The organism is Woodsholea maritima DSM 17123 (genome assembly GCF_000382325.1).
In the GTDB taxonomy this organism is placed as follows: Bacteria; Pseudomonadota; Alphaproteobacteria; order Caulobacterales; family Maricaulaceae; genus Woodsholea; species Woodsholea maritima.
Window position 1 is genome coordinate 718,117 of record NZ_KB908056.1, and the last position, 21,904, is coordinate 740,020.

General features: G+C 56.1%; 22 protein-coding genes. 11 read left to right on the forward strand and 11 right to left on the reverse strand.

Features of this window, described 5'->3' with window-relative positions; genetic code table 11:
- Positions 1–30 precede the first annotated feature (30 nt).
- The 4 genes from H151_RS0103300 (at position 31) to H151_RS0103315 (ending at position 4,473) form a co-directional block, all read left to right on the forward strand.
- The gene (locus tag H151_RS0103300; RefSeq protein ID WP_026353797.1) at positions 31–1,332 is read left to right on the forward strand and encodes a S41 family peptidase; all 1,302 of its coding nucleotides are present in this window, start codon (positions 31–33) and stop codon (positions 1,330–1,332) included.
- Positions 1,333–1,599: 267 nt separating this feature from the next.
- Complete coding sequence (locus tag H151_RS0103305; protein ID WP_019960209.1) at positions 1,600–2,643, forward strand: PAS domain-containing sensor histidine kinase; 1,044 nt, start codon at positions 1,600–1,602, stop codon at positions 2,641–2,643.
- A 131-nt stretch (positions 2,644–2,774) separates the two neighbouring features.
- Complete coding sequence (locus H151_RS16815) at positions 2,775–3,998, forward strand: divergent polysaccharide deacetylase family protein (protein ID WP_019960210.1); 1,224 nt, start codon at positions 2,775–2,777, stop codon at positions 3,996–3,998.
- Positions 3,979–4,473, forward strand: a complete 495-nt coding sequence (locus H151_RS0103315; protein ID WP_156823347.1) for an RNA pyrophosphohydrolase — start codon at positions 3,979–3,981, stop codon at positions 4,471–4,473. Before H151_RS16815 ends, H151_RS0103315 begins: the two co-directional genes overlap by 20 nt.
- A 53-nt stretch (positions 4,474–4,526) precedes the next feature.
- Here the strand turns inward: H151_RS0103315 and H151_RS0103320 are convergent, their stop codons facing one another.
- The 7 genes from H151_RS0103320 to H151_RS0103350 form a co-directional block, all read right to left on the reverse strand.
- Entirely contained in the window at positions 4,527–4,931 is a 405-nt protein-coding gene (locus H151_RS0103320) for a F0F1 ATP synthase subunit epsilon (RefSeq protein ID WP_019960212.1), read from the reverse strand.
- Complete coding sequence (locus H151_RS17870) at positions 4,924–5,094, reverse strand: glutathione S-transferase (RefSeq protein WP_040758319.1); 171 nt, start codon at positions 5,092–5,094, stop codon at positions 4,924–4,926. Before H151_RS17870 ends, H151_RS0103320 begins: the two co-directional genes overlap by 8 nt.
- Positions 5,095–5,143: 49 nt before the next feature.
- A complete protein-coding gene (atpD, locus tag H151_RS0103330) occupies positions 5,144–6,583 on the reverse strand; it encodes a F0F1 ATP synthase subunit beta (RefSeq protein WP_019960214.1) in 1,440 nt (479 codons plus the stop codon).
- 167 nt (positions 6,584–6,750) lie between these two features.
- Entirely contained in the window at positions 6,751–7,635 is an 885-nt protein-coding gene (locus H151_RS0103335) for a F0F1 ATP synthase subunit gamma (protein ID WP_019960215.1), read from the reverse strand.
- A gap of 29 nt (positions 7,636–7,664) precedes the next feature.
- A complete protein-coding gene (gene atpA, locus H151_RS0103340) occupies positions 7,665–9,197 on the reverse strand; it encodes a F0F1 ATP synthase subunit alpha (protein ID WP_019960216.1) in 1,533 nt (510 codons plus the stop codon).
- A gap of 4 nt (positions 9,198–9,201) precedes the next feature.
- Complete coding sequence (locus tag H151_RS0103345; RefSeq protein ID WP_019960217.1) at positions 9,202–9,762, reverse strand: F0F1 ATP synthase subunit delta; 561 nt, start codon at positions 9,760–9,762, stop codon at positions 9,202–9,204.
- A 190-nt stretch (positions 9,763–9,952) separates the two neighbouring features.
- The gene (locus H151_RS0103350) at positions 9,953–10,669 is read right to left on the reverse strand and encodes a TerC family protein (protein ID WP_026353800.1); all 717 of its coding nucleotides are present in this window, start codon (positions 10,667–10,669) and stop codon (positions 9,953–9,955) included.
- Between the two features lie 1,185 nt (positions 10,670–11,854).
- Here H151_RS0103350 and H151_RS17480 point away from each other — a divergent pair.
- On the forward strand, positions 11,855–12,367 hold the full coding sequence (locus H151_RS17480; protein ID WP_156823348.1) for a hypothetical protein: 513 nt from the start codon (positions 11,855–11,857) through the stop codon (positions 12,365–12,367).
- Between the two features lie 4 nt (positions 12,368–12,371).
- Here H151_RS17480 and H151_RS0103360 read toward each other — a convergent pair whose 3' ends face one another.
- Positions 12,372–14,561, reverse strand: a complete 2,190-nt coding sequence (locus H151_RS0103360; protein WP_019960220.1) for a primosomal protein N' — start codon at positions 14,559–14,561, stop codon at positions 12,372–12,374.
- Between the two features lie 139 nt (positions 14,562–14,700).
- On the opposite strand from H151_RS0103360, the gene H151_RS0103365 reads away from it, so the two are divergent.
- The 5 genes from H151_RS0103365 (at position 14,701) to H151_RS0103385 (ending at position 18,093) form a co-directional block, all read left to right on the forward strand.
- Entirely contained in the window at positions 14,701–15,387 is a 687-nt protein-coding gene (locus tag H151_RS0103365) for a DUF484 family protein (RefSeq protein ID WP_019960221.1), read from the forward strand.
- The gene (locus H151_RS0103370; protein WP_019960222.1) at positions 15,387–16,307 is read left to right on the forward strand and encodes a tyrosine recombinase XerC; all 921 of its coding nucleotides are present in this window, start codon (positions 15,387–15,389) and stop codon (positions 16,305–16,307) included. The genes H151_RS0103365 and H151_RS0103370 overlap by 1 nt, the downstream gene beginning before the upstream one ends.
- Before the next feature lie 210 nt (positions 16,308–16,517).
- Positions 16,518–17,138, forward strand: a complete 621-nt coding sequence (locus H151_RS0103375; RefSeq protein WP_019960223.1) for a hypothetical protein — start codon at positions 16,518–16,520, stop codon at positions 17,136–17,138.
- Positions 17,139–17,174: 36 nt separating this feature from the next.
- Positions 17,175–17,795, forward strand: coding sequence for a hypothetical protein (locus H151_RS0103380; RefSeq protein ID WP_019960224.1), 621 nt, complete (start codon positions 17,175–17,177; stop codon positions 17,793–17,795).
- Between the two features lies 1 nt (position 17,796).
- On the forward strand, positions 17,797–18,093 hold the full coding sequence (locus tag H151_RS0103385) for a winged helix-turn-helix domain-containing protein (protein WP_019960225.1): 297 nt from the start codon (positions 17,797–17,799) through the stop codon (positions 18,091–18,093).
- Here H151_RS0103385 and H151_RS0103390 read toward each other — a convergent pair.
- The 3 genes from H151_RS0103390 to H151_RS0103400 form a co-directional block, all read right to left on the reverse strand.
- On the reverse strand, positions 18,090–18,653 hold the full coding sequence (locus H151_RS0103390) for a GNAT family N-acetyltransferase (protein ID WP_169336699.1): 564 nt from the start codon (positions 18,651–18,653) through the stop codon (positions 18,090–18,092). The two genes, H151_RS0103385 and H151_RS0103390, sit on opposite strands and share 4 nt — an antisense overlap.
- A 209-nt stretch (positions 18,654–18,862) precedes the next feature.
- Positions 18,863–20,266, reverse strand: a complete 1,404-nt coding sequence (gene lpdA, locus H151_RS0103395; protein WP_019960227.1) for a dihydrolipoyl dehydrogenase — start codon at positions 20,264–20,266, stop codon at positions 18,863–18,865.
- A gap of 112 nt (positions 20,267–20,378) precedes the next feature.
- Positions 20,379–21,356 carry an AraC family transcriptional regulator gene (locus tag H151_RS0103400; protein WP_019960228.1) on the reverse strand — a complete coding sequence of 326 codons (978 nt, stop codon included), beginning with the start codon at positions 21,354–21,356 and terminating at the stop codon, positions 20,379–20,381.
- Positions 21,357–21,490: 134 nt separating this feature from the next.
- Between H151_RS0103400 and H151_RS0103405 the strand changes: the two genes are divergently transcribed.
- Positions 21,491–21,895 carry a DUF4345 domain-containing protein gene (locus tag H151_RS0103405; RefSeq protein WP_019960229.1) on the forward strand — a complete coding sequence of 135 codons (405 nt, stop codon included), beginning with the start codon at positions 21,491–21,493 and terminating at the stop codon, positions 21,893–21,895.
- Positions 21,896–21,904 lie beyond the last annotated feature (9 nt).

The window sequence follows — 21,904 nt, forward strand, 5'->3', positions numbered from 1 at the left end:
AGCCGCTCCATTCTGATACAGGACATTATTATGCGTTTGCACATACTCGCTTCCGCTGTCGCCTTTGGATTAGGAGCCGCCGCGCTCGCCATGTCAGCCGAAGGCGAAGACCGTTCGCGCGAAGAAACCTTCCGTCAGTTGGAGCTGTTTGGCGATGTCCTGGCCCGGATCGAAGCCGATTATGTCTCTGACCCCGATAAAGCCGAACTGATTGAAAATGCCATCGAAGGCATGATGAAATCGCTCGATCCTCATTCAGGCTATCTCAATGCTGAGGATTTCCGCGATATGCAGGTCAGCCAATCTGGTAGCTATGGCGGGCTGGGCCTGGAAGTGACCATCCGCGATGACCTGGTGACGATTATTGCGCCCATGGCTGGTACGCCTGCCGACAATGCGGGCCTGCGCACCAATGACCGCATTGTCGCGGTGGATGGCGATTCGATGATTGGCGCAGGCATTGATGAAGCCGTTGATCGCATGCGCGGCGCAGTGGGTGAGCCTGTCACCTTGACGATTGCGCGCGAAGGCGAAGATGCCTTTGACGTTACCATTGTGCGCGACACCATCGAAGTGACCTCGGCCAGCTGGCGCGTGGTTGAAGAGACCATCCCTTATCTGCGTTTGATGGGCTTTAACGAAAACACCACCGATAACGCCCTGCAAGGCCTGCAGGAGTTACAAGACGAGCTGGGCCGTCCTTTGCCGGGCCTCATCCTGGATCTGCGCAATAATCCGGGCGGTCTGGTGGATCAGGCGGTTTCAATCTCTGATCTGTTCTTAGATGGCGGTGAAGTTGTCTCCATGCGCGGACGCCATGCGCGCGACACCCAACGCTATAACGCCACCCCAGGTGAGCGCCTGCCCAATGTGCCCGTGGTGATCTTGATCAATGAAGGCTCAGCCAGCGCCTCTGAAATTGTCACCGGTGCCCTTCAAGATCGCCAGCGCGCCACAGTTGTCGGCATGACCAGCTTCGGCAAAGGCTCCATGCAGACCGTAATTCCGCTGCGCGGGGGCCGCGATGGGGCGCTGCGCCTGACCACGGCGCGCTATTACACCCCGGCCGGACGCTCCATCCAGGGCACAGGGATCGCACCGGACATCGCCGTGTCTTATCGTGAGATCAAAGAAGATGCACCGCGTCGCTTTACCGAAGCCAATCTGCCCAATGCTCTTACCAATGAAAATGGTTCAGAGCGCGAGGAGCTGGATGTTCAAGAGATTGAACAACCCCCCGCCGATTGGCCCGAAGGGGAAGATTACCAGCTTCACCGCGCCGTTGAAGTTCTTCACGCCATGATGGAGCGCCAACAGGCCAGTCTTCACTAGGCACGAGGGTAAAATTGTTATTTTCCTGAAAAGGGGGCACATTTTACGCCCCCTTTTTTTCGCCTTTCATAACAAAGACCCTTACACCGCACACCTATAAACCGAATAAACTCAAACATCTGCGTCTATTCACAGAAGTCAAACACGCCCGCAAAACTTTGAAAAGTAAAACTTCAACATAAGTTTATATAAACCTGCCCATATACATGACCACACTTTTGGGCGCATGATAATATGTAGCCTATTCCCTCGCGTGAAAGATCGAATATGTTAGGCATCGACTACATTACCACGCGCAGCTGGCATGTTATGCCCGATCCGATGTGCATTATTGATCGCGAAGGACGCTTTGTCGCCATCAATCCGGCCTGGCATCAAGCCTTAGGGTGGGCCACAAAAGAGATGATGGGCCAACCCTTTATCGACTATCTCCACCGCGATGATGTTGAGCCCTCTATGGCCGCGTTTGATGTGGTCAAAACCGGAGAGCCGGTCTTACGCTTTGAAAACCGCTATCGCACCAGAACTGGGGCTTACCGCTGGTTTTCTTGGGTCTCGGTGCCAGAAGGTAATTATTTTTACTGCACAGTCCGCGATGTCACCGAAGACAAAGCGCGTGATCGCGCGCTGGATGAACAACGCAAGGAAGCCATTCTGCGTGAGCAATTTCTAGCCATTTTAGGGCATGATCTTCGCTCCCCCTTAAGTGCGTTACTCTCCGGTGTGCGTCACCTGTTGCGCAGCGAAAGAGACGCCACATCCCAAAAGGTTCTCCATCATATGTCCGACAGTGGTCAGCGCATGGCCGAACTGATCGCAAATATGATGGATTTCGCGCGGGTCCGGCTGGGCGATGGCATCGGCCTTGACCGTCGCGCGCATGATGATTTCACCCGCGACATCGCGCAAGTGGTACAAGAATGCCAAAATGCCTTTCCAGGTTCGCACTTTACGACGGACCTTCAGCTCACCCGCACAATTGAGTGTGATGGCCCCCGCATTATGCAAGTCCTCGCAAACCTGCTCGCCAATGCCGTCACCCACGGGGATAAATCAGAGCCCATTCAGCTTCATGCCCAAACCACAGAAGATCGCGTCATCATTGCGGTAACCAATAAAGGTAAGCCCATCAGCGTAGAGGTCCGCCAAGCGCTGTTTCAACCCTTTTTTCGTGCTGGAACGGGCATAAGTGCCAATGGCCTGGGCTTAGGCCTTTATATCTGCGCCGAAATTGCCAAGGCGCATAAGGGAAAGCTGTCTGTCGTGTCGAATGAAGACACCACCACCTTCACGCTGAATTTCCCCGGCTGAGCCGCCTGATCGCGGCGAAGTTTCGCACGCATCTTAACGATTCTTTACCGGGCTTTGGCCCATTTTGACACAAAAGGGGAAAGGCTATCCAAGTCCCCTGTCTTGTCTTGGGTAAAGATGTGCGAAGTGCGATGATCAGTTTTCGCCATGATGAGTCTCAATCGCCATTCCTGCGCCCCCTCATGGTGGCCGGTCTTGGCTTTGGTGTGCTTGCGCTGTTTGCCGCGGGCCTGGCGCTCTTTGGGGATATTCGCGGTGTCGAAGTTGGCTCGCGTCAAGCCCTTGATCGCCTTGAAGAAAGCCATCAGGCCGCAGCCGATCCGCACGCTACGCCCGACCCCCATGGCGCGGTAGAATTTCATGAGGATACCAGCCATGAGCCCACCTTGCCCGGCGTTCATGATATCGACACCCCGCCCCCCGACCATAGCACACCCGTCTCGCACGGCGCAGCGCGCGCTGTACCCTATGCGGGGCTGTTCGAGCCAGGCCCCGGTGGGCCTTTACCCAAAATCGCGCCTGATGGCCAGCGCCCGTCTGAGGCCTATGCTCATCCCTTCACCGCCGAACCTAACCGGCCCGTCGTGGGCATTATTATCGGCGGTCTGGGGCTAAATCGTGCCTTCACCGAAGCCGCAATTAATGAGCTGCCCCCTGAGGTCACGCTTTCCTTCGTGCCCTATGTCAATAATCTCCAAAGCTGGATTGATCAGGCCCGCGCCGCCGGTCATGAAGTGGTCTTAGAACTGCCGATGGAGCCCTTTGATTATCCCAATAATGACCCAGGCCCCCACACCTTGCGCGCCGGTGCACCCACCGCAGAAAATATCCAGCGGCTAGATTGGCTATTGTCACGTGCAGCGGGATATTTTGGGGTGACCAATTATCTGGGGGCACGCCTGACCTCTGATGTTGAAGCGTTGAGCGGTATTTATACCGAGCTGGAGCGCCGCGGCCTCAATGTCCTTCACGACGGGTCTGGGCGTCAGGCCAATTTGACCCGTGCCGGCGAACGCGCCCATGCCATGCTGGCCGTTGCAGATCGGGTGTTGGATTCCAATCCTTCCCCGCAAGCGATTGATCAACGCTTATTAGAGCTCGAAGCTTTGGCGCTGCAAAACGGTCAAGCCTATGGCTCTGGCTTTGCCTATCCGGCCACTGTGCAAGCGGTGAAAAGCTGGATTCACGGGCTGGAGCTTGGCGGTTATCAACTCGCGCCCGTCTCCTACATTGTCACCATGCGCCATCCTGATCGTGCGTCCCATGACGGCGAGACTGGCCATGGCGATGACAGTCATGATACCCCCCATGGTGAAGCGCCAGCGGCGCAAAACCATGGAGACGACCATCACTAAAGATCTCAACCGCTATCGCCCCAATGCCGGAATTGTCTTGATCAATGATCAGGGCCTGACCTGGTTGGGTAAGCGTAAGGGTGAAGCCGGCCCCTATGTCTGGCAATGGCCCCAGGGGGGTATGGATCAGGGTGAGGATCTGCGCACGGCGGGCCTGCGCGAGCTTTACGAAGAAACCGGCATTCGCGAAGACAAAGTCAGCTATCTGGGCGAGACCCAGGACTGGATCACCTATGATTTCCCGCCAGAAGTTTTGGCCAAACGCCCAGACCGTCCCTGGATTGGGCAAAAGCAGAAATGGCTAGCCCTGCGCTTCTTGGGCGATGATCGTGATTTCGATCTCAAAGCCGTCCCTCCTCAAGAGTTTGAGGCCTTCGCCTGGGAAGGTGTGGAGACCGCGCTAGAGCGGATCATCCCGTGGAAACGCCCGGTCTATGAAGCGGTTGCTGAGGCGTTTAAGGCGTATGCGGCATAAAAAAAGCCGCTGAACCCTCAGCGGCTTTTTTGAAATCACAAACCAGAAGCGCCTTAAGCGTTCGCCAGAGCCGACTTCATCGCCTCCAATTTCGCCAGCTTTTGCTGAGCGATATTGCGCGCGCTGTCATCCTTAGCGTCTTGAACATCTTCCTTGGTGTTTTTCAATTCCTGATCCAACCAAGCCTGGTCGATATCATTCAAACGAATGGCCTCTTCGGCCAAAATCGTCAAACCTTCAGGAGTGACTTCTGCAAAGCCCCCATGAATGAAGGTCTTTTCAACCGCACCGTCTTTATGGATCTCAATCGCGCCAGAACGGATTGCAGACATGAAAGGCGCATGATCAGGAAGAACGGTAAAATCGCCTTCCGAACCGGGCGCAACCACCATGTCAACCTCACCCTGAAACAGGCGCTTTTCTGGAGCTACCAGATCGAAATGAAGCTTTTCACCCATCACGCTTTTCCTCTAAGGCACCGATCGCCGCATCAAAATGCGTGAGGGCGGCCTCAAACTTATCTCGACAGCCGGGATTACAAAACCCGACGACATGTCCCTTATACACCGTTAGTGATGTCTCATCTACCGGTGCACCGGACCACGGGCACACATCATTGATGGGCCCGTGAAGATTTGGGGCCGATGAGCAATCATCAGCCCCAACCCTCTTATGCCGCCTCAGCGGCCAGTTTCTCAGCCTTTTTCACAGCGTCTTCAATGGTACCAACCATGTAGAACGCTTGCTCAGGCAGGTGGTCATATTCACCGTCACATACGGCCTTAAAGCCCTTCACGGTGTCAGCCACAGGCACCTGGATGCCTGGGAAGCCAGTGAAGACCTCAGCCACGTCAAACGGCTGTGACAAGAAACGCTCGATCTTACGCGCGCGGGCCACGACCAGCCTGTCGGCTTCAGACAATTCATCCATGCCCAAGATGGCGATGATGTCTTGCAGAGCCTTATAGCGTTGCAGGATTTCCTGAACACGGCGGGCCGTTTCGTAATGCTCTTCACCCACAATGCGCGGCTCAAGAATACGAGAGGTCGAATCGAGCGGATCCACAGCCGGGTAGATACCCTTTTCTGAAATCGCACGGTTCAAAACCGTCGTCGCATCCAAGTGCGAGAAGGTGGTCGCAGGCGCAGGGTCGGTCAAGTCATCGGCAGGGACGTAAACGGCCTGAACCGAAGTAATTGACCCTTTTTTGGTCGAGGTAATACGCTCTTGCAAGGCACCCATATCGGTCGACAGCGTAGGTTGATACCCCACAGCCGATGGAATACGACCCAGAAGCGCTGACACCTCAGCACCGGCCTGTGTGAAGCGGAAGATGTTGTCCACGAAGAACAGAACGTCTTTACCTTCTTCATCACGGAAATATTCAGCTTGCGCCAGACCAGTCAAAGCCACACGTGCACGCGCCCCGGGAGGCTCGTTCATCTGACCGAAGACCAAGGCACAGCGCGAACCTTCAGAAGAGCCATTATTGGCCTTTGGATCTTTGTTCACACCCGACTCGATCATTTCCCAGTACAGGTCGTTACCCTCACGGGTACGCTCACCGACACCGGCAAACACAGAATAACCCCCGAACATTTTCGCAATGTTGTTGATCAATTCTTGGATGAGAACGGTTTTACCCACACCAGCACCGCCGAACAGACCGATTTTACCACCCTTTGCGTAAGGACACAGAAGGTCGATAACTTTGATCCCTGTTGGCAGGATTTCAGCAGACGTTGACTGTTCATCGAACGCAGGCGCAGTACGGTGGATCGGACCGGTTTTCTCGTGAACGACAGGACCGGCTTCATCAATCGGATCACCGGTCACATTCATGATACGACCCAATGTGCCTGGACCGACAGGAACGTAAATCGGTGCGCCGGTATCGCTGACTTCCTGGCCGCGCTGCAAGCCTTCGGTTGCGTCCATAGCGATGGTGCGAACTATCTTCTCACCAAGGTGTTGCGCCACTTCCAGGACCAACTTTTGATCGCCATTGACCGTTTCAAGGGCATTCAAAATGTACGGCAAGCCATCATCGAACTGAACGTCGACAACAGCACCCGTAACCTGGGCAATGCGGCCTTTGAGAGTGCTCATTAATTTGGCCCTTCCACTCAATCAGGAACTCACCCGCTTGGGCAAAAGCTCCATCTCATCCTTTTAAGATCAAGGGCTGCCCCCTGATCGCACATCAAATCCAAGCCAAAGGCCGAATTTGATCAAACCTAAAGCTCATCGCGGCGAACCGCTATGAGCCAACGTCTTTACACCGCTTCAGCGCCGGAAATGATTTCGGTCAATTCCGTGGTAATCTTCGCCTGACGCTGACGGTTGTATTCAAGGTTCAGCTTGTCAATCAGCTCACCGGCGTTGCGTGTGGCGTTATCCATAGCGGCCATCTTGGCCCCCATTTCACCGGCAACATTTTCCAGCAGCGCTGACAAGATCACCGTATCGACATAGCGGGGCAGCAAGGTCGCCAAAATGCTTTCCTCGTCCGGCTCGTACTCATAAAGAGCGCCTTTGAGGTCAGGGCGGGCAACAGAGCTGTCAATGGCTTCGCGGGCCGGGATCAAGGTTTGAACCCGTGGCTTTTGCGCAATCACTGAGATGAATTGAGACGAGATGATCTGACAGACATCAAACTCACCTTGCTCAAACAAGGTGCGGATTTGCGTGCCGATATCGCCGGCAATCGTCCCATCGATGTTTTTAGCGCTGCGCAGTTCGATGACCTTCATGATCAGCTTGCCATAAAGGCGCTTGAGCTGATCAGCCCCTTTCTTACCCACGCACAGGATTTTCACCTCTTTGCCATCACGCAATAATTGCGCGATACGCTCACGCGCCATGCGCGCGATATTGGTGTTAAATCCACCGCATAGACCGCGATCTGCCGTGGCAACAACCAGAAGATAGCTCTCCTGCTGACCGGTACCCACCAATAGGCGGGGCGCATCAGGGCTATCCATCGACGCCGACAGATTAGCCATCACAGCCGACATGCGCTCGGCATAAGGGCGACTGGCTTCAGCCGCCTCTTGCGCACGACGCAATTTCGCCGCGGCCACCATTTGCATCGCCTTGGTGATCTTTTGGGTCGATTTGACCGAACCAATTCGGTTCTTGAGATCTTTTAGGCTTGCCATATTAGAGGCCTCCTACCCGATGGTCGCTTTTACGCAAAGCGTGCCGTGAAAGCTTCCAAAGTCGCTTTCAGATCCGCTTCAGACTCATCGGTCAGTTTCTTCTCGGTACGGATCGCATCAAGAAGACCAGACTTCTCAGCATGCAGGTGACGCAGAAGCTCAGCTTCAAAGCGGCCCACATCAGCCGTTGCGATTTTGTCCAAATACCCACGGGTACCGGCATAAATCACACAGACCTGCTCTTCCATCGCCAAAGGCGAGAATTGAGGCTGTTTGAGCAATTCGGTCAGACGCGCACCGCGGTTCAACAGAGCCTGGGTCGCAGCATCCAGATCAGAGCCGAACTGTGCGAAGGCCGCCATTTCGCGGTACTGCGCCAGCTCACCCTTCATCTTACCGGCAACCTGTTTCATCGCCTTGGTTTGCGCCGCTGAACCCACGCGAGATACCGAAATACCCACGTTCACAGCTGGACGAATACCTTGGTAGAACAGGTCAGTTTCCAGGAAGATCTGACCATCGGTGATCGAAATCACATTGGTTGGGATGTAGGCCGAAACGTCATTGGCCTGGGTTTCAATGACCGGCAAAGCCGTCAAAGAGCCCGAACCGAAATCTTCGTTCAACTTCGCCGCACGCTCCAACAGGCGAGAGTGTAGATAGAACACGTCCCCTGGATAAGCTTCACGTCCTGGCGGACGACGCAGCAGCAAAGACATCTGACGATAAGCCACAGCCTGCTTAGACAAATCATCATACACGATCAGGGCATGCATGCCGTTATCGCGGAAGTATTCGCCCATCGCACACGCAGTGAAGGGGGCCAGGAACTGCATCGGTGCTGGATCAGACGCGGTCGCAGCGACCACGATTGAATATTCCATGGCCCCGTTTTCTTCCAAGGTTTTCACGATCTGAGCCACGGTCGAGCGCTTTTGGCCGACAGCAACATAGATGGTGTAGAGCTTAGAGCTCTCATCATCGCCTTGGTTGATTTGCTTTTGGTTCAAGATGGTGTCGATCGCAATCGCGGTCTTACCGGTCTGGCGGTCACCAATGATCAGCTCGCGCTGACCGCGACCAACAGGGATCATGGCGTCAATCGCCTTGATGCCGGTAGCCATTGGCTCGTGCACAGATTTACGCGGCAGAATGCCAGGGGCCTTCACGTCCACGCGGCGGCGTTCAGCCACATCTTGGATCGGACCCTTGCCATCGATCGGCTCGCCCAGCGCGTTGACAACGCGGCCCAGAAGGCCACGGCCCACAGGGGCGTCAACGATTGAGCCCAAGCGCTTGACGGTGTCGCCTTCTTTGATACCCCGGTCTTCACCGAAGATCACGCAACCGACATTGTCGCGCTCCAGGTTCAGCGCCATACCTTTGACGCCACCAGGAAACTCAACCAACTCACCGGCCCTCACTTGATCGAGGCCGTAAACGCGCGCAATACCGTCACCTACGGACAGTACTTGACCTACGTCAGACACCTCAGCTTCAGCGCCGAAATTCTTGATTTGCTCTTTCAGGATCGCGGAGATTTCCGCCGCCCGGATGTCCATGGCCTCAAGCCTCTTTCATCGCGTTGCGCATCCGCTCTAGCTTAGTGCTAAGAGAGGAGTCGAACATACGTGAACCTACCTGGATGATAAGTCCGCCAATTAGATCTTCCCGTACTTGCGTACGGATCTCAACGTCACGCCCGAGGGCGTTCTTCAATGCCGCACCCAACTCTTTCAGCTGAGTGGCGGTCAAAGCATCTGCGCTGGTTACATCTGCTGTAACTGCGCCGCGGTGCGTTGCCAGGCGCGCTTTAAAGGCGGTTATGGTCTCTTGCAAGAGACCCGCACGCCCATTTTGCGCCACAACACGCACATAATTCTTTATAATATCGGACACGCCCATTTTTTCAGCCAAAGCTGAAATCACACGCCCTTTTTCCTCAGAAGACACCACCGGCGAGGCCAAAGCCTTCGCCAAGCTCTCTTCTGCGTCAAAGGCCGCGCCAAACGCGTCCATATCACGCTCAACGCTATCGAGGGCATTCGCCTCGAGCGCTAAGTCAAACAGGGCCTTTGCGTAGCGCTTGCTCGCTTCACCCGTTATCGCGTGTTGTCCGGTGCTCACCGTCGTAACCGCTTTCTTCTCGTGATGCGCACTTGTGACTCGCCGGAAATAATGGCGCAAGTGCCTGGAAAAACTATACTTCAGGTATGCGAAAACCCCTTAAGGGTTGCCCACATCCCTTCAGCTTGCGGCTCAACTAGCACAGGGGTTGCCCACCGGCAACCCGATCAAGCCGTCATGACGCAGCCCCTTACACACGCGCGGACCGACGTGCAAGGATATTTAAGACTTCCACCAAAAGCGAGAAGGCAATCGCAAAGTACAAATACCCGCGTGGAATATGGAAACCCAGGCCATCGGCCACCAGCGCCAAGCCCACCAGAAGCAGAAAAGACAGCGCCAACATTTTTGTTGTGGGATGTTTACGGATGAAACCGGCCACCGTGTCAGCGGCCATGACCATCACCCCCATCGCGATCACCACGGCCGTAATCATGACACCAATCTGATCCGACATCCCCACCGCGGTAATCACGCTGTCGAGTGAAAATACAATGTCGATCACCGCGATCTGCACAACCACCGCGCCAAAACCAACGGCCTTCTTCGCGGTGGCTTCTGCGTCCTGATCTCCCTCTAAGGTGTGATCAATCTCCATCGTGGCTTTAGCCAAGAGAAAAAGTCCCCCGCCCAGCAAGATCAGATCACGCCAGGAAAACCCATGACCAAACAGGGTGAAGAGATCACTGTCTAAGTGCGCGAGCCACACCAGACTGCCTAACATGAGAACGCGGAAAATCAGCGCCAGTCCTAGCCCCAAGCGCCGGGCCAGAGCGCGCTTATCCTGCGCCAGGCGATCCGCCATCAGGGCGACAAAGATCACATTGTCGATGCCCAGCACAATCTCCAGAAAGGTCAAAGTCGCCAGCGACATCCAAATCTGGGGATCAGACATAAGCTCTATCATGAGGGTCATCCTTCGTGCAAATGGGGCCTTCCCCCTAACGCATAAAAGCGCCAATCGTCCCATGAATTTTATGTGTTGGGGCATATGACTGCTAAAGCTGGGCAGGAGTGATCATACCCTGTCACCCCAAACTTGATTTGGGGTCCATGCCGGGCGGGTTGAGCTTGATTCTGGTAGGGCAAATCACGATGCAAGGTCACGCCATGGATGCCAGATCAAGTCTGGCATGACACAGCGCATATGCTGCCCTGTTTACGGGGGGCTGTCAGCGAAGCTGACTGAGGGGGCATAGATCCCGGCTCAAGGCCGGGAACGCGCTTATACTCAACGATCACGCGGCCCCGGACTTGATCCGAGGCCCATCGAACCCGGTAGGGTTCGCAAGGACGACCGTCCGCCCACAGCGGAGCGAGGATTTATCACAAAAATCGCCCCCTCCAGCCGTTCCGGCCACCTCCCCCGTAAACAGGGGAGGACATATCGGGCGATCAGCCCGCAAGCGCAAATGTCCTCAAATAGCCGACAGGCGATAGGACAAATAAAAGGTGCGCGCCCGCAGCGAAGCGAGGATCTCATGAAAATCTGTCATCCCCGACTTGATCGGGGATCTATTGAGTTTTATGGCAAAGTTTATAGATCCCGGATGTGCGCTACGCTTCTACGGGATGACAACTCTTTTTTTGCTGCCTCTGCGAAGCGAGGGTCGTCTCCAAAAAAGTTACCCCCTCCGGCCGTTCCGGCCACCTCCCCCGTAAACAGGGGAGGATAATCGGGCGATCAGCCCGCACACTTGGGCTTGATATTCTGATTGAGCACAGCCTAGCGCGCGCCTTTCGGCATGGACCCCAAATCAAGTTTGGGGTGACATGTTCTTAGACATTTCTTCGCTACACTGCGGGGGGCATCACGCATGCGGCCCAATGGGCCGGTTGCCCAGACACCTATTTAGGGACTATAGACCCTAAATAGGTGTCTGGTATTTAGGGACTATAGACCCTCGTCATTGCCGATGCTCCACATCTGGCAATCCATCACTTCGTAAAGAATGATCCCCCAGATATCATCGATGTCGGGGATGACGCAAATTCAAGCCTAAGCTGAAATCATATCTTTAAAATAGACCACCATCACTCATAAACAACGTCTTAAGTGAAACGATCAAGGCAAATTGATAGGCACATGATAATGTTAAACCATATGCCCCTTAAAATAGCCTCTATGTTATGTGCTGGGCTGATTTTATTATCGGGTTGCATTCCACCTGAGCCTGAAAATCGCCTCTACACCGCGCTTGTCGATCTCAACCTTACAAAAGAACAAGATCTTACCTTCTCTGAGATATTTGGAGAAACATTTGAAGCTATCTGTATAGGCTCTCCACCACAGAATGGTCATGCATGCGGACATCCCATTGACGATAGTTGGTATATTGAAGAATGGGATGCTGGGGAGTTCACTCACATTTACGAATTTCACACTAACAATATTTATTACTATAGAATTCATATTGCAAGCATAGTAACAAGAATAGAAAACAATTTTTTGAAACAAAAATGCTTTAAACCTAACGACAAAATACATGTTAGCGAATTCGTTTATAAAAATACTATCGAAGAAATAGATCCAGAAGCAAAAACTCAACGCTTTAAGATTAAATTTCCAGAAATAGGAACTACAACTTGCCTCAATGACGCTTAACTACTCACAGAAAATTATAAGGCTCGATATCTATCCCCATCCGGATTGAAGAGGGGATTTTGACCCGCGCCGCCCAAGCCCGCATATAGGCCGAGACATCGACATTGCGCTCAGCCTGGATCAAGAAGCGGCGTCGGTAGCGTCCGCGCACCACGGCCAAAGGGGGCTCAGCGGGGCCGAAAATCTCCACCCCTTCTGTCAGCGGCGCGGCGCGGGCAATCTCCTGCGCGGTTTGGTCCAGCAAAACCGGATCAGGGCCCGACAAAATGATCGCGGCCAGGCGGCCATAGGGGGGCATGCCCAACATATCGCGCGCCATGCGCTCGGCCTCTAAAAAGGCATCGCGGTCGCCGCGTACAAGGGCCTGAATCGCCTCATGACCTGGTTCATGGGTCTGTAGCAAGGCCCGGCCCGGCTTATCGGCGCGCCCGGCGCGCCCGGCGGCCTGCACCAGGGTCTGATAGGTCCGCTCCCCAGCGCGCAAATCCCCGCCCGCCAGACCCAGATCGGCATCGACCACCCCCACCAAAGTCAGCTTGGGGAAGTTATGGCCCTTGGCCGCGATTTGCGTGCCGACAAGGATATCAATCTCGCCGCGCTCCATACGCGCGACCAGTTCGGCCACGGCCTCCCCATTACGCGCCGTGTCGGAGGAGAACACCTCCACCACATGATCGGGAAAGCATTGACGGGCCTCTTCTGCGACCCGCTCCACCCCCGGCCCGACCCCGATCAGGCTGTCTTCAGCGCCACATTCAGGACAGGCTTTCGGCTTGGCCATCGAAAAGCCGGTGACATGACAAACCAGGCGGCCGGTATAGCGATGTTCGACCAGCCAGCGATCGGTCTCGGGCGATTTCATCTTATGACCACAGGCTTTACACAAGACCAGCGGTGCAAATCCGCGCCGGTTGAGATAGAGCAAGACCTGCTCGCCCTGCTCCAAGGCGTGGGCCATAGCTTTGAGAAGGGGCGGCGAGAGCCAATGGCCCTTCTCCGGGGGATGCTCACGCAGATCAATCGTGGAGATGTCCGGCAGCAGAGCCGTCCCGGCCCGCGCGGGCAAGTGAATATGGACGTAACGTCCATTCTCGGCATTCACCAGGCTTTCCAGCGAGGGCGTCGCGGAGGCCAAAATCACCAGCGCGCCTTCCAACTTCGCGCGCGCCACGGCCAGATCACGGCCATGATAGGTTATGCCATCGCTCTGCTTATAGGTCGGGTCATGCTCCTCATCGACAATCAGAAGCTTGAGATTGCAGAACGGCAAAAACAACGCTGAGCGCGCGCCGACCACGATGCGCGCGCGCCCACACGCAACCTCGCGCCAGGTTCGGCGGCGCTCATGGGGCGGGCTCGCGGAATGCCAAGGCGCCGGGGCCGCGCCAAAACGCGCCTCAAAACGCGCCATAATCGCTTGGGTTAGGGCAATTTCCGGCAGCAATACCAGGATCTGCGCCTCTGGGTCGCGGCGCAAGAGCTCGGCGATCGCCTCGAAATAGACCTCGGTCTTACCCGAGCCCGTCACCCCATCAATGAGCGCGGCCTGAAAACCGCCTGCCGCGATCAAGCGCCGCAAGATCACTGCCGCACGCTCCTGCAGATCATTGAGCGCCAAGCCTTCACGATAGGGGTCGGGGATAGCATAAGGCGGATCGAGCAATACCTGCTGACTGATCAATACATCAGTGTCTGCTAAACCTTTGACAACACTTACAGAGACCCCCGCCTCGCGCGCGAGTTCGGCCGCGCTGAGCGCACGGCCTTCACCGGCAATATCCAGCACACGCTGGCGCGCCGGGGTCATGCGCGTGGGGCGCGCCTCACCCAGCGTATAAACTGTCTCCTCCGGTGAGGGCTTCAACGCGGCGGGACTGCGCAGCACACTGCGTAAGACAACGCCCTGGGGCTCGACCAGATAGTGCGCGGTCCAATCGACAAAGCGGCGCACCGCCTCACTTAAGGCCGGGGCATCCAGGCGCGCCAATAAAGGCTTGATCTTGCGGCCCTCATCCGCGGGGCCTGCGTCACGCACCGACCACACCACGCCCTGAGCCTCACGCTTGCCCAAGGGGGCGATGACATGATCACCGGGCGCGACATCCAGGCCGTCTGGCACTTCATAATCGAAGGGCTCCGGCAAGGGCATGGGGAACAGGATGGCGGCCAGCTGACGCGGCCCAAAAAGGCTCATAAGGGGCTATTCCGTCGTGTGAGTGTAGCGCGTTTGACTTTTTTCATATCCGTGACTGACCGGTTAACGCAATGACAATGGGCTCCAAGGCATATAGGGGCACTTCGCCCTTTTCGTTCGCCAGCCAAAGGCCAAAAGTATGAGCGATTCCACCGATGGCCCTCAAGGCCCGATCGAGCCGAGCCAGCCCCCACGCCCGCCCAAGCGCGCCCATTTAGAGCTGATTCGCACCGATGGCCCCTTACCCGCTGGCATTTTTGAAGAGCTGAGCGAGCCGGTGCTCGACCTCAATGCCGCCGCCCGGCAGAAACAAGATCTCGAAATCCGCCGCCTACGCGCGACTAATGCGGCCCTGATCAATCTGGCGCGCGATAATCTGGCCACCCAAAGCCAGGTCCACGCCGCAATTTTGGCCATGCTGGAGGCCGAAAGCCTGACCGCGCTCGATCGCAAACTCTCAGGCCGGATCGCCAAGACTTTGAATGTAGATGCGCTTCGCGTTTTCATCGAAGGCCACCGCCCGATTGAAAAGGCCCTGACGATTTTCGCCGCCGCGCCGGGCCTCTCCGATAGCCTGTTGGGTCAACAACCCGAACGCCTGGGCCATGTCGATAGCCGCTTTGCCGATGCCCTTTATGGCGCGCAAGGATTGAGCTTCAAGTCTGAAGCCATTGTGCGCCTGGACATTGCCGGGCGGGCGGGGCTTCTATGCCTCGCGTCCCTGCATGAGGATAGCTATACGCCGGATATGGCCCCGGATTTCCTGCACTTCTTTGCCAGAGCGCTGGAGCGGCGCATGACGCCCTGGCTGCGTGACGGCCAATAATGAGCGCCCTTCCCGGACATGAGATCGCACGCGGGGCGTTCTTAAATCATCTGGCCGGGGAGCGCCGCCTGTCACCGCGCACGCTTGAAGCCTATGGCCGTGATCTTGATCAATTGTTTGAGTTTCTCAGCGCGCATTTAGGGAAGGCCCCGTCGTTACAAGACCTCCAAGATCTGAGCCCACAAGATTGGCGCGCCTGGCTGGCGGATCGCCGCCGCGATGGGGTCAGCTCACGCACCTTGCAACGCGCGTTATCGGCTGTGCGCACCTTTATGGCCTATGCCCATCGCCGCTGGGGCGTCACCTATGAGGCGCTGACCTTGATCGAAGCGCCCAAGGCCCAAATCGGTAAGCCCAAGCCCGTCAGCGTCACCGGCGCAAAGGCGATGATCACTGAAACCAGTGAGGCGGCAAAACTGCCCTGGATTGGCGCACGCGATCAGGCGGTTCTGACCCTGCTGTATGGCTGTGGCTTGCGCATTTCTGAGGCGCTTTCGCTTTCCACCGCGGATTACCCCTTAGGCGAGGTGATCGCGATCACCGGTAAAGGCGGCAAGACCCGGATCTGTCCGGTTCTACCCATCGTGCGCGAGGCCATCGCCGCCTATGTCGAAGCCTGCCCCTTTGACCTGACGCAGGATGGCCCGCTGTTTCGCGCCCTTCGCGGTGGGGCGCTAACCCCGCGCGCGGTGCAATTGGTGATGCAAACCCTGCGTAGCCGATTGGGCTTACCGGCCAGCGCCACGCCCCATGCGCTACGCCATTCCTTCGCCACGCATCTCTTGGCCAATGGCGGAGATTTGCGCACCATCCAGGAATTGCTGGGCCATGCCAGCTTGTCCTCCACCCAGGTTTATGCTGATGTGGAGATGAGCCGCTTGGTGGCCATTCACGCCCAAACCCATCCGCGTGCGCGATAGAGCACAAAGCTCACCTCTCCTATTTGGCCCTTGACAGGCGCGGGCAATGTGCCAGAGCCTTTTTCATCGCCAATTTTAAGCTGAGCCCGGTTACACCCAGCCTGACATTGTTTTAACCCCATAAAATCAGTAGCTTGAGTCATATTCATATCTCGCTTTACATCTGCAAAATTTCTGATACTTTATTTTTTAAAGTACTTGGAGGCAAAAATGACCCAGACTTTTTCCGATCCTGATCTCGCCTATTTACGCCGCATGGCCGAGGCGGGCGAACGCGCGCCCTTGCTGGGCGGACGCTTCTCGCTGTGGTGGGGGGCCTTAGCCAGCCTGACCCTGTTGGCCCATTGGCTGATCGAAACCCAACGCCTGGCCTACCCCTATGAAAGCGTCGGTCTTTTGTGGTTAGGTTTCGGCGTGATCGGCACGATTGGCTCCGCCGCGCTCGGCCTGACCATTAAAAACAAGCCCGGCACCGGTTCAGCGGGCAATCGGGTGCAAGGCGCGATCTGGTCGGCTTCGGTCTTCGTGATCTTCGCCTTCGCGATCGGGGCCAGCCTCACCTATGGGCTTGGCAATGCGCCCAAGATCATCTTCAACATTATTCCGCTCATGGCCTTCTCCGTATACGGCATCAACTTTTATACCGTGGGAGTGATGGCCCAACGCCCCTGGCTTTATGGGTTTAGCGCCCTGTCATGCCTGTGCGTGATTGCGGGATGGGTGCTGATCGCATCGCCTGGTTTTTATCTGCTGTGTGCTGCGGCAACCTTCAGCCTTGCCGTCCTGCCCGGCATCATCCATCTCACCCAAGAACGCCCCACCATTGCCTAAGCACCTACAATATATAACAAAAGCAAGGACACCATCATGACCGCACCCTCCCCCAAATCTGATCTTGCCTATTTGCGTGACTTGGCCGAAGCCGGGCAATCTGCCCCCCTGGTCGGGGGCCGGATCTCGGTCTGGTGGGGCGGACTGACCAGCCTTACCATGGTTATTCATTGGGCCATCGCCGCACACTACCTGCCCTTAGATGCGCGCGCCTTCCTACCCCTTTGGCTGAGCTATATGGTCATTGGCTCATTGGGGAGTTTTCTGCTGATCCGTACGGTCAAAACCATGCCCGGCGCTGGCTCGATCAATAACCGTGTTATCGCCAGTGTCTGGCCCAGTGCCGGGATCGGGATTTTCGCCAGCTTTATCGGGGTTTTCATCGGCGTCTCGACGGGTCAATTGCCTGGGATCGCTTTCAATTATCTGCTCCCCTTCGCGCTTTTGGCCTACACCATCGCCTGGCTGACCACCGCCATGATGGCGCGCGATGTCAAACACGCCATTCCCGGTGTGATTGCAGGCTTGGGCTTGATCGCCAGCGTTATTTTTGTCATGAGCGCCCATGTTTATCTCGTCACCGCGCTCGCGATCTTTTTCTCCACCCTCATTCCTGGCCTGATGCAAATGCGCTCTGAACCCAAATCGGTAATTTAACATGGCCGAATTTGATCTTAACGCGCTGGATGAGGTGATCCACGGCAAGCTGCGCCTGGGCCTGATGGCGTTTCTGTCCGGGGTGGACCATGCCAGCTTTGCTGAGCTGAAAGCCCAGACCGGAGCCAGTGACGGCAATCTATCCGTACACCTACGTAAATTGGAAGAGGCAGGCTATGTCCTGGTAGAAAAAAGCTTTATCGGCCGCAAGCCCCACACGACAGCAAAGCTGACCGCCGAAGGCCGCAAAGCCTGGATCGACTATCTCGACCAGTTAAAACGCCTTCTTGGCCCTTAGGCCTTGTTCCGGACGTAATAAATCACCGGATTGTCTGGGTCTGGAAAGCGCGCCGGAGGGTAATCTTCAAACCCTGCCTTTTCCAGAACCCGGCGCGGCGCATAAAGATGGCGCAAAGTGCGCGCGATAATCTTGTGAACCCCGTCTTGCTCAAACGCCCAATCGACAAGTCCCGTGACGGCTTCTGTGGCCAACCCCTGTTCACGAAAACTGGGCAGCATGGCGTATTCGATCTCTAACGTGCCGCGCGCATCCGGCGGACCAAAGAAGCGCCCCGCGCCCACCGCCCTTAAGGGCGCATTGGGATAAAGCGCCATCAGAAAAATCCAGCCATACCAGCCGCGATTGTCCGGGCGCAGGCGTAACATCTGCGCTTCGGCCTCACCAAAACGCCCGTCTTGTAGTTCAGGCGGCCAGGCGACCTCATATTGCGCGCCGAGGGCTTTGAAAAATGCGCGTGCATCATCGCGCTGCAAATGCGCGAGCTCATCATCCAAGGCGACCAGGCGCAAGCGCGGCGTGATCACAGCCAAATGCTTTTCATCATTTTCGATTTTCAAAGCATGTCCCAATGGCTTCACCCTTGGCTTGAGCGTTCTCTATGCTGGGGTTTGCCCGTGAAGTCCGCTCAAAGTTTTGTGACACAAGATCATAACACGATTATTCTCTTAGCGCTTTTAACAAACGCGCAAAGAAAAAGCTGGTTCACTATGAACCAGCTTTTCTAATGAGAGATTGAAGGCGGCTAAATTTACCGCCCCCGCTCATCTTACATCTGCATCGTCCAGCCCTCGACGCCCATCGCGGCCTGACGCACAGCTTCGCTTAAAGTCGGGTGCGCATGGCAAGTACGAGCGATATCTTCAGAGGCCGCTTTGAATTCCATGGCCAAAACCACCTCGGCAATCATCTCACCCGCAGCCTTGCCGATCATGTGAGCCCCCAGGATTTCATCAGTTTCTGCATCGGCCAGGATTTTCACAAAGCCATCGGTTTCATGATTGGTACGCGCACGCGAATTGGCCATAAAGGGAAATTTACCGACCTTGTATTTGCGGCCCTGTTCCTTCAATTGCTCTTCGGTCGCACCGACCGAGGCAATCTCGGGCAAGGTGTAAACCACACCCGGAATGGCGTCATAATTGACATGACCCGCCTTGCCCGCAATGCGTTCTGCGCACGCTACGCCCTCATCTTCGGCCTTATGGGCCAACATCGGGCCATAGGTCGTATCACCAACCACCCAAACGCCCTCAGCCGAAGTTTTGAAGTGATCATTCGCGATAAAGCCGCGCTTATCAGCCTCAATCCCGACCGTTTCCAGCCCCAGACCTTCGGTGTACGGACGACGCCCGATACAGACCAGAACCACGTCCGCGTCCAGAATTTCTTCCTTACCCCCGCTCGCGGCTTCCGTTGAGACTTTAAGCTTGCTTTTCAGCTTCTCAACGCCGGTGACTTTACGGCCCAGCTTGAAGTCCATGCCTTGTTTTTTCAGCAAACGCTGAGCGTTTTTGGCCACTTCGCCGTCCATGCCTGGCAAGATGCGATCGAGATATTCGATCACGGTGACCTCAGCGCCCAAACGACGCCAAACCGAACCCAGCTCCAGCCCGATCACGCCCGCCCCGATCAGAACCAGCTTTTTGGGGACAGATTTGAGGCTCAATGCGCCGGTGGAGGACACGACGCGCTCTTCATCAATCTCAACGCCAGGCAGCGGCGTCACTTCAGAACCGGTGGCGATGACGATGTTTTTGGTCGCAAGCGTCGTCTCTTTGCCCTCAGCATCGGTGACGACCACTTGGCCTTTACCGGCGATGCGACCCTTACCGATCACATAGTCAACTTTGTTTTTCTTGAAGAGGAACTCAACGCCCTTGGTGAGGCCATCAACGGCTTCATCCTTTTGCGCCAGCATGGCCGGCAGATCCAGGCCCACCTTGTCGATCTTGATACCCATTTTGGCAAAATCGGTTTGCGCGGCTTCATAAAGCTCTGAAGCATGCAGCAACGCCTTGGAGGGGATGCAGCCAACATTCAAACATGTCCCACCCAAAGTGCCGCGCATCTCAACGCAGGCGACTTTCAGGCCCAGCTGACCGGCGCGAATGGCACAATTATAGCCGCCGGGACCGCCACCGATCACAACCACATCATAGGTGTCCGCCATGGGAAATATCCTTTATCAGGCAAGGCCCCTAAAGGAGAGGGAAGCGGGGCCGGATGATCCATTTGCCCCCAACCTACTCCCCTTCGCGCGCGCGTCAATATTCGCGTGCCGATCAGAGCGCCGCGCGCTGGCTTTGCGCCCGGCGCAGCGCCCCTGGCGCGTGACCAAACACCGCTTTAAAAGCCCGCGAAAAGGCGGCATCCGAACCATATCCCGCCGCATAGGCAATCTCGCTGAGGCTCTGATCGCTACTGAGCAGTTGATCATGGGAACGGCGAAGGCGCAGATCTTTCAGATACATCATCGGACTTTGCCCGGTGAGGTCACTAAAGCGCTGGCAAAAGACCGAACGCGACTGGCCCACATGATGACACATGCGCGCCAGATCCCAATCCGCGCTGGGATGGTGATGCAACGCACTGAGCAACGGACCCATCAAGGGATCTTTCAAGGCTTTGAGCCAGCTCGGCCGGGTCGGGGTCGTGGCACTCAACCAGGCGCGCAGAGTGTGTAAAACCAGAATATCACAGATATGGCGCAGGATCGCCCCACCGCCGGGCCGCAAAGTCTCGCCTTCAGCGCGAAGTAAATCCAGGCTCGCCGCCAGCCAAGTTTCTGACCCTAGGGCCGAAAACGGTAGGCTGATCAAGGGCGGTAACAGCGGGCTCAGCATATGGGCGCTCTGCTGGCTCAACGTCATCACACCATAGAGGACCTTGGTCGGCGCACCGCCGCCGCCATAGCTTAAATGCTCATAATACGGATTGAAGGGCTCAACCGGCACATCGCTTAAGGCCTGACACGCCACGCCGGGCGCGCTCATCATGGCATGGGCGCAGCCATGAGGCAGGAGATTGACCCAGCCCGGACGCACACATTGGCGCGGCTCACCCGCCATATCCAACCAAGCCTCACCCTCGGTGACTATCTGGAACATCATGCCATCGGCGAGGGCCGGAACCTCTATCCCCCAAGGTGCGGTGAGATAGGCTTGGCAATAGAATAAGCCTTTGATGTCTAAAAGATGCAAGCACGCCCCCAAAGGGTCGCTGTCCATCATCACAGGGGAAAGCAGGGGCCGCTCATTCATTGTCCCAGCTTAACAAACCCCCGCAAGGCGTCCACAACAAAGGATGATTGATCAAAAAACTAGGACGCTTTGTGATTATTTGTCTTAGCGCCTGCCCTACTTTACCCCATCACACCAGCCTGAAGGGGGCCATAATGAAACAGCCTTGGGTTTTGATCGCCATCATCGCTTTGAGCCTTATTCTTCTTGCCTTTGGGATCATCATCACCTTTAATCCGCATACGCTTTATGCGGGCAATCATGTCACCTTGTCGCATGATCCCAATATCTTAAGCGAGATTCGCGCGCCCGGCGGGCTCATCTTGCTGAGTGGGATGTTTCTGGCGCTCAGCGTGTTTATCCCACGCCTGCGCACGCTCGCGCTGACAACAGCGAGCCTTCTCTATTTTGGCTATGGCATGGGCCGGGTGGTCAGCATCATCCTTGATGGTCCCCCCTCGGTGGTCCTCATCAGCGCGATGGCCGCTGAATTCATCCTCGCCGTGATCAGTATCAGCGTCCTCATCGCGCGCCGACCAAAGCGTACACATGCCCTCTAGGACATTAAA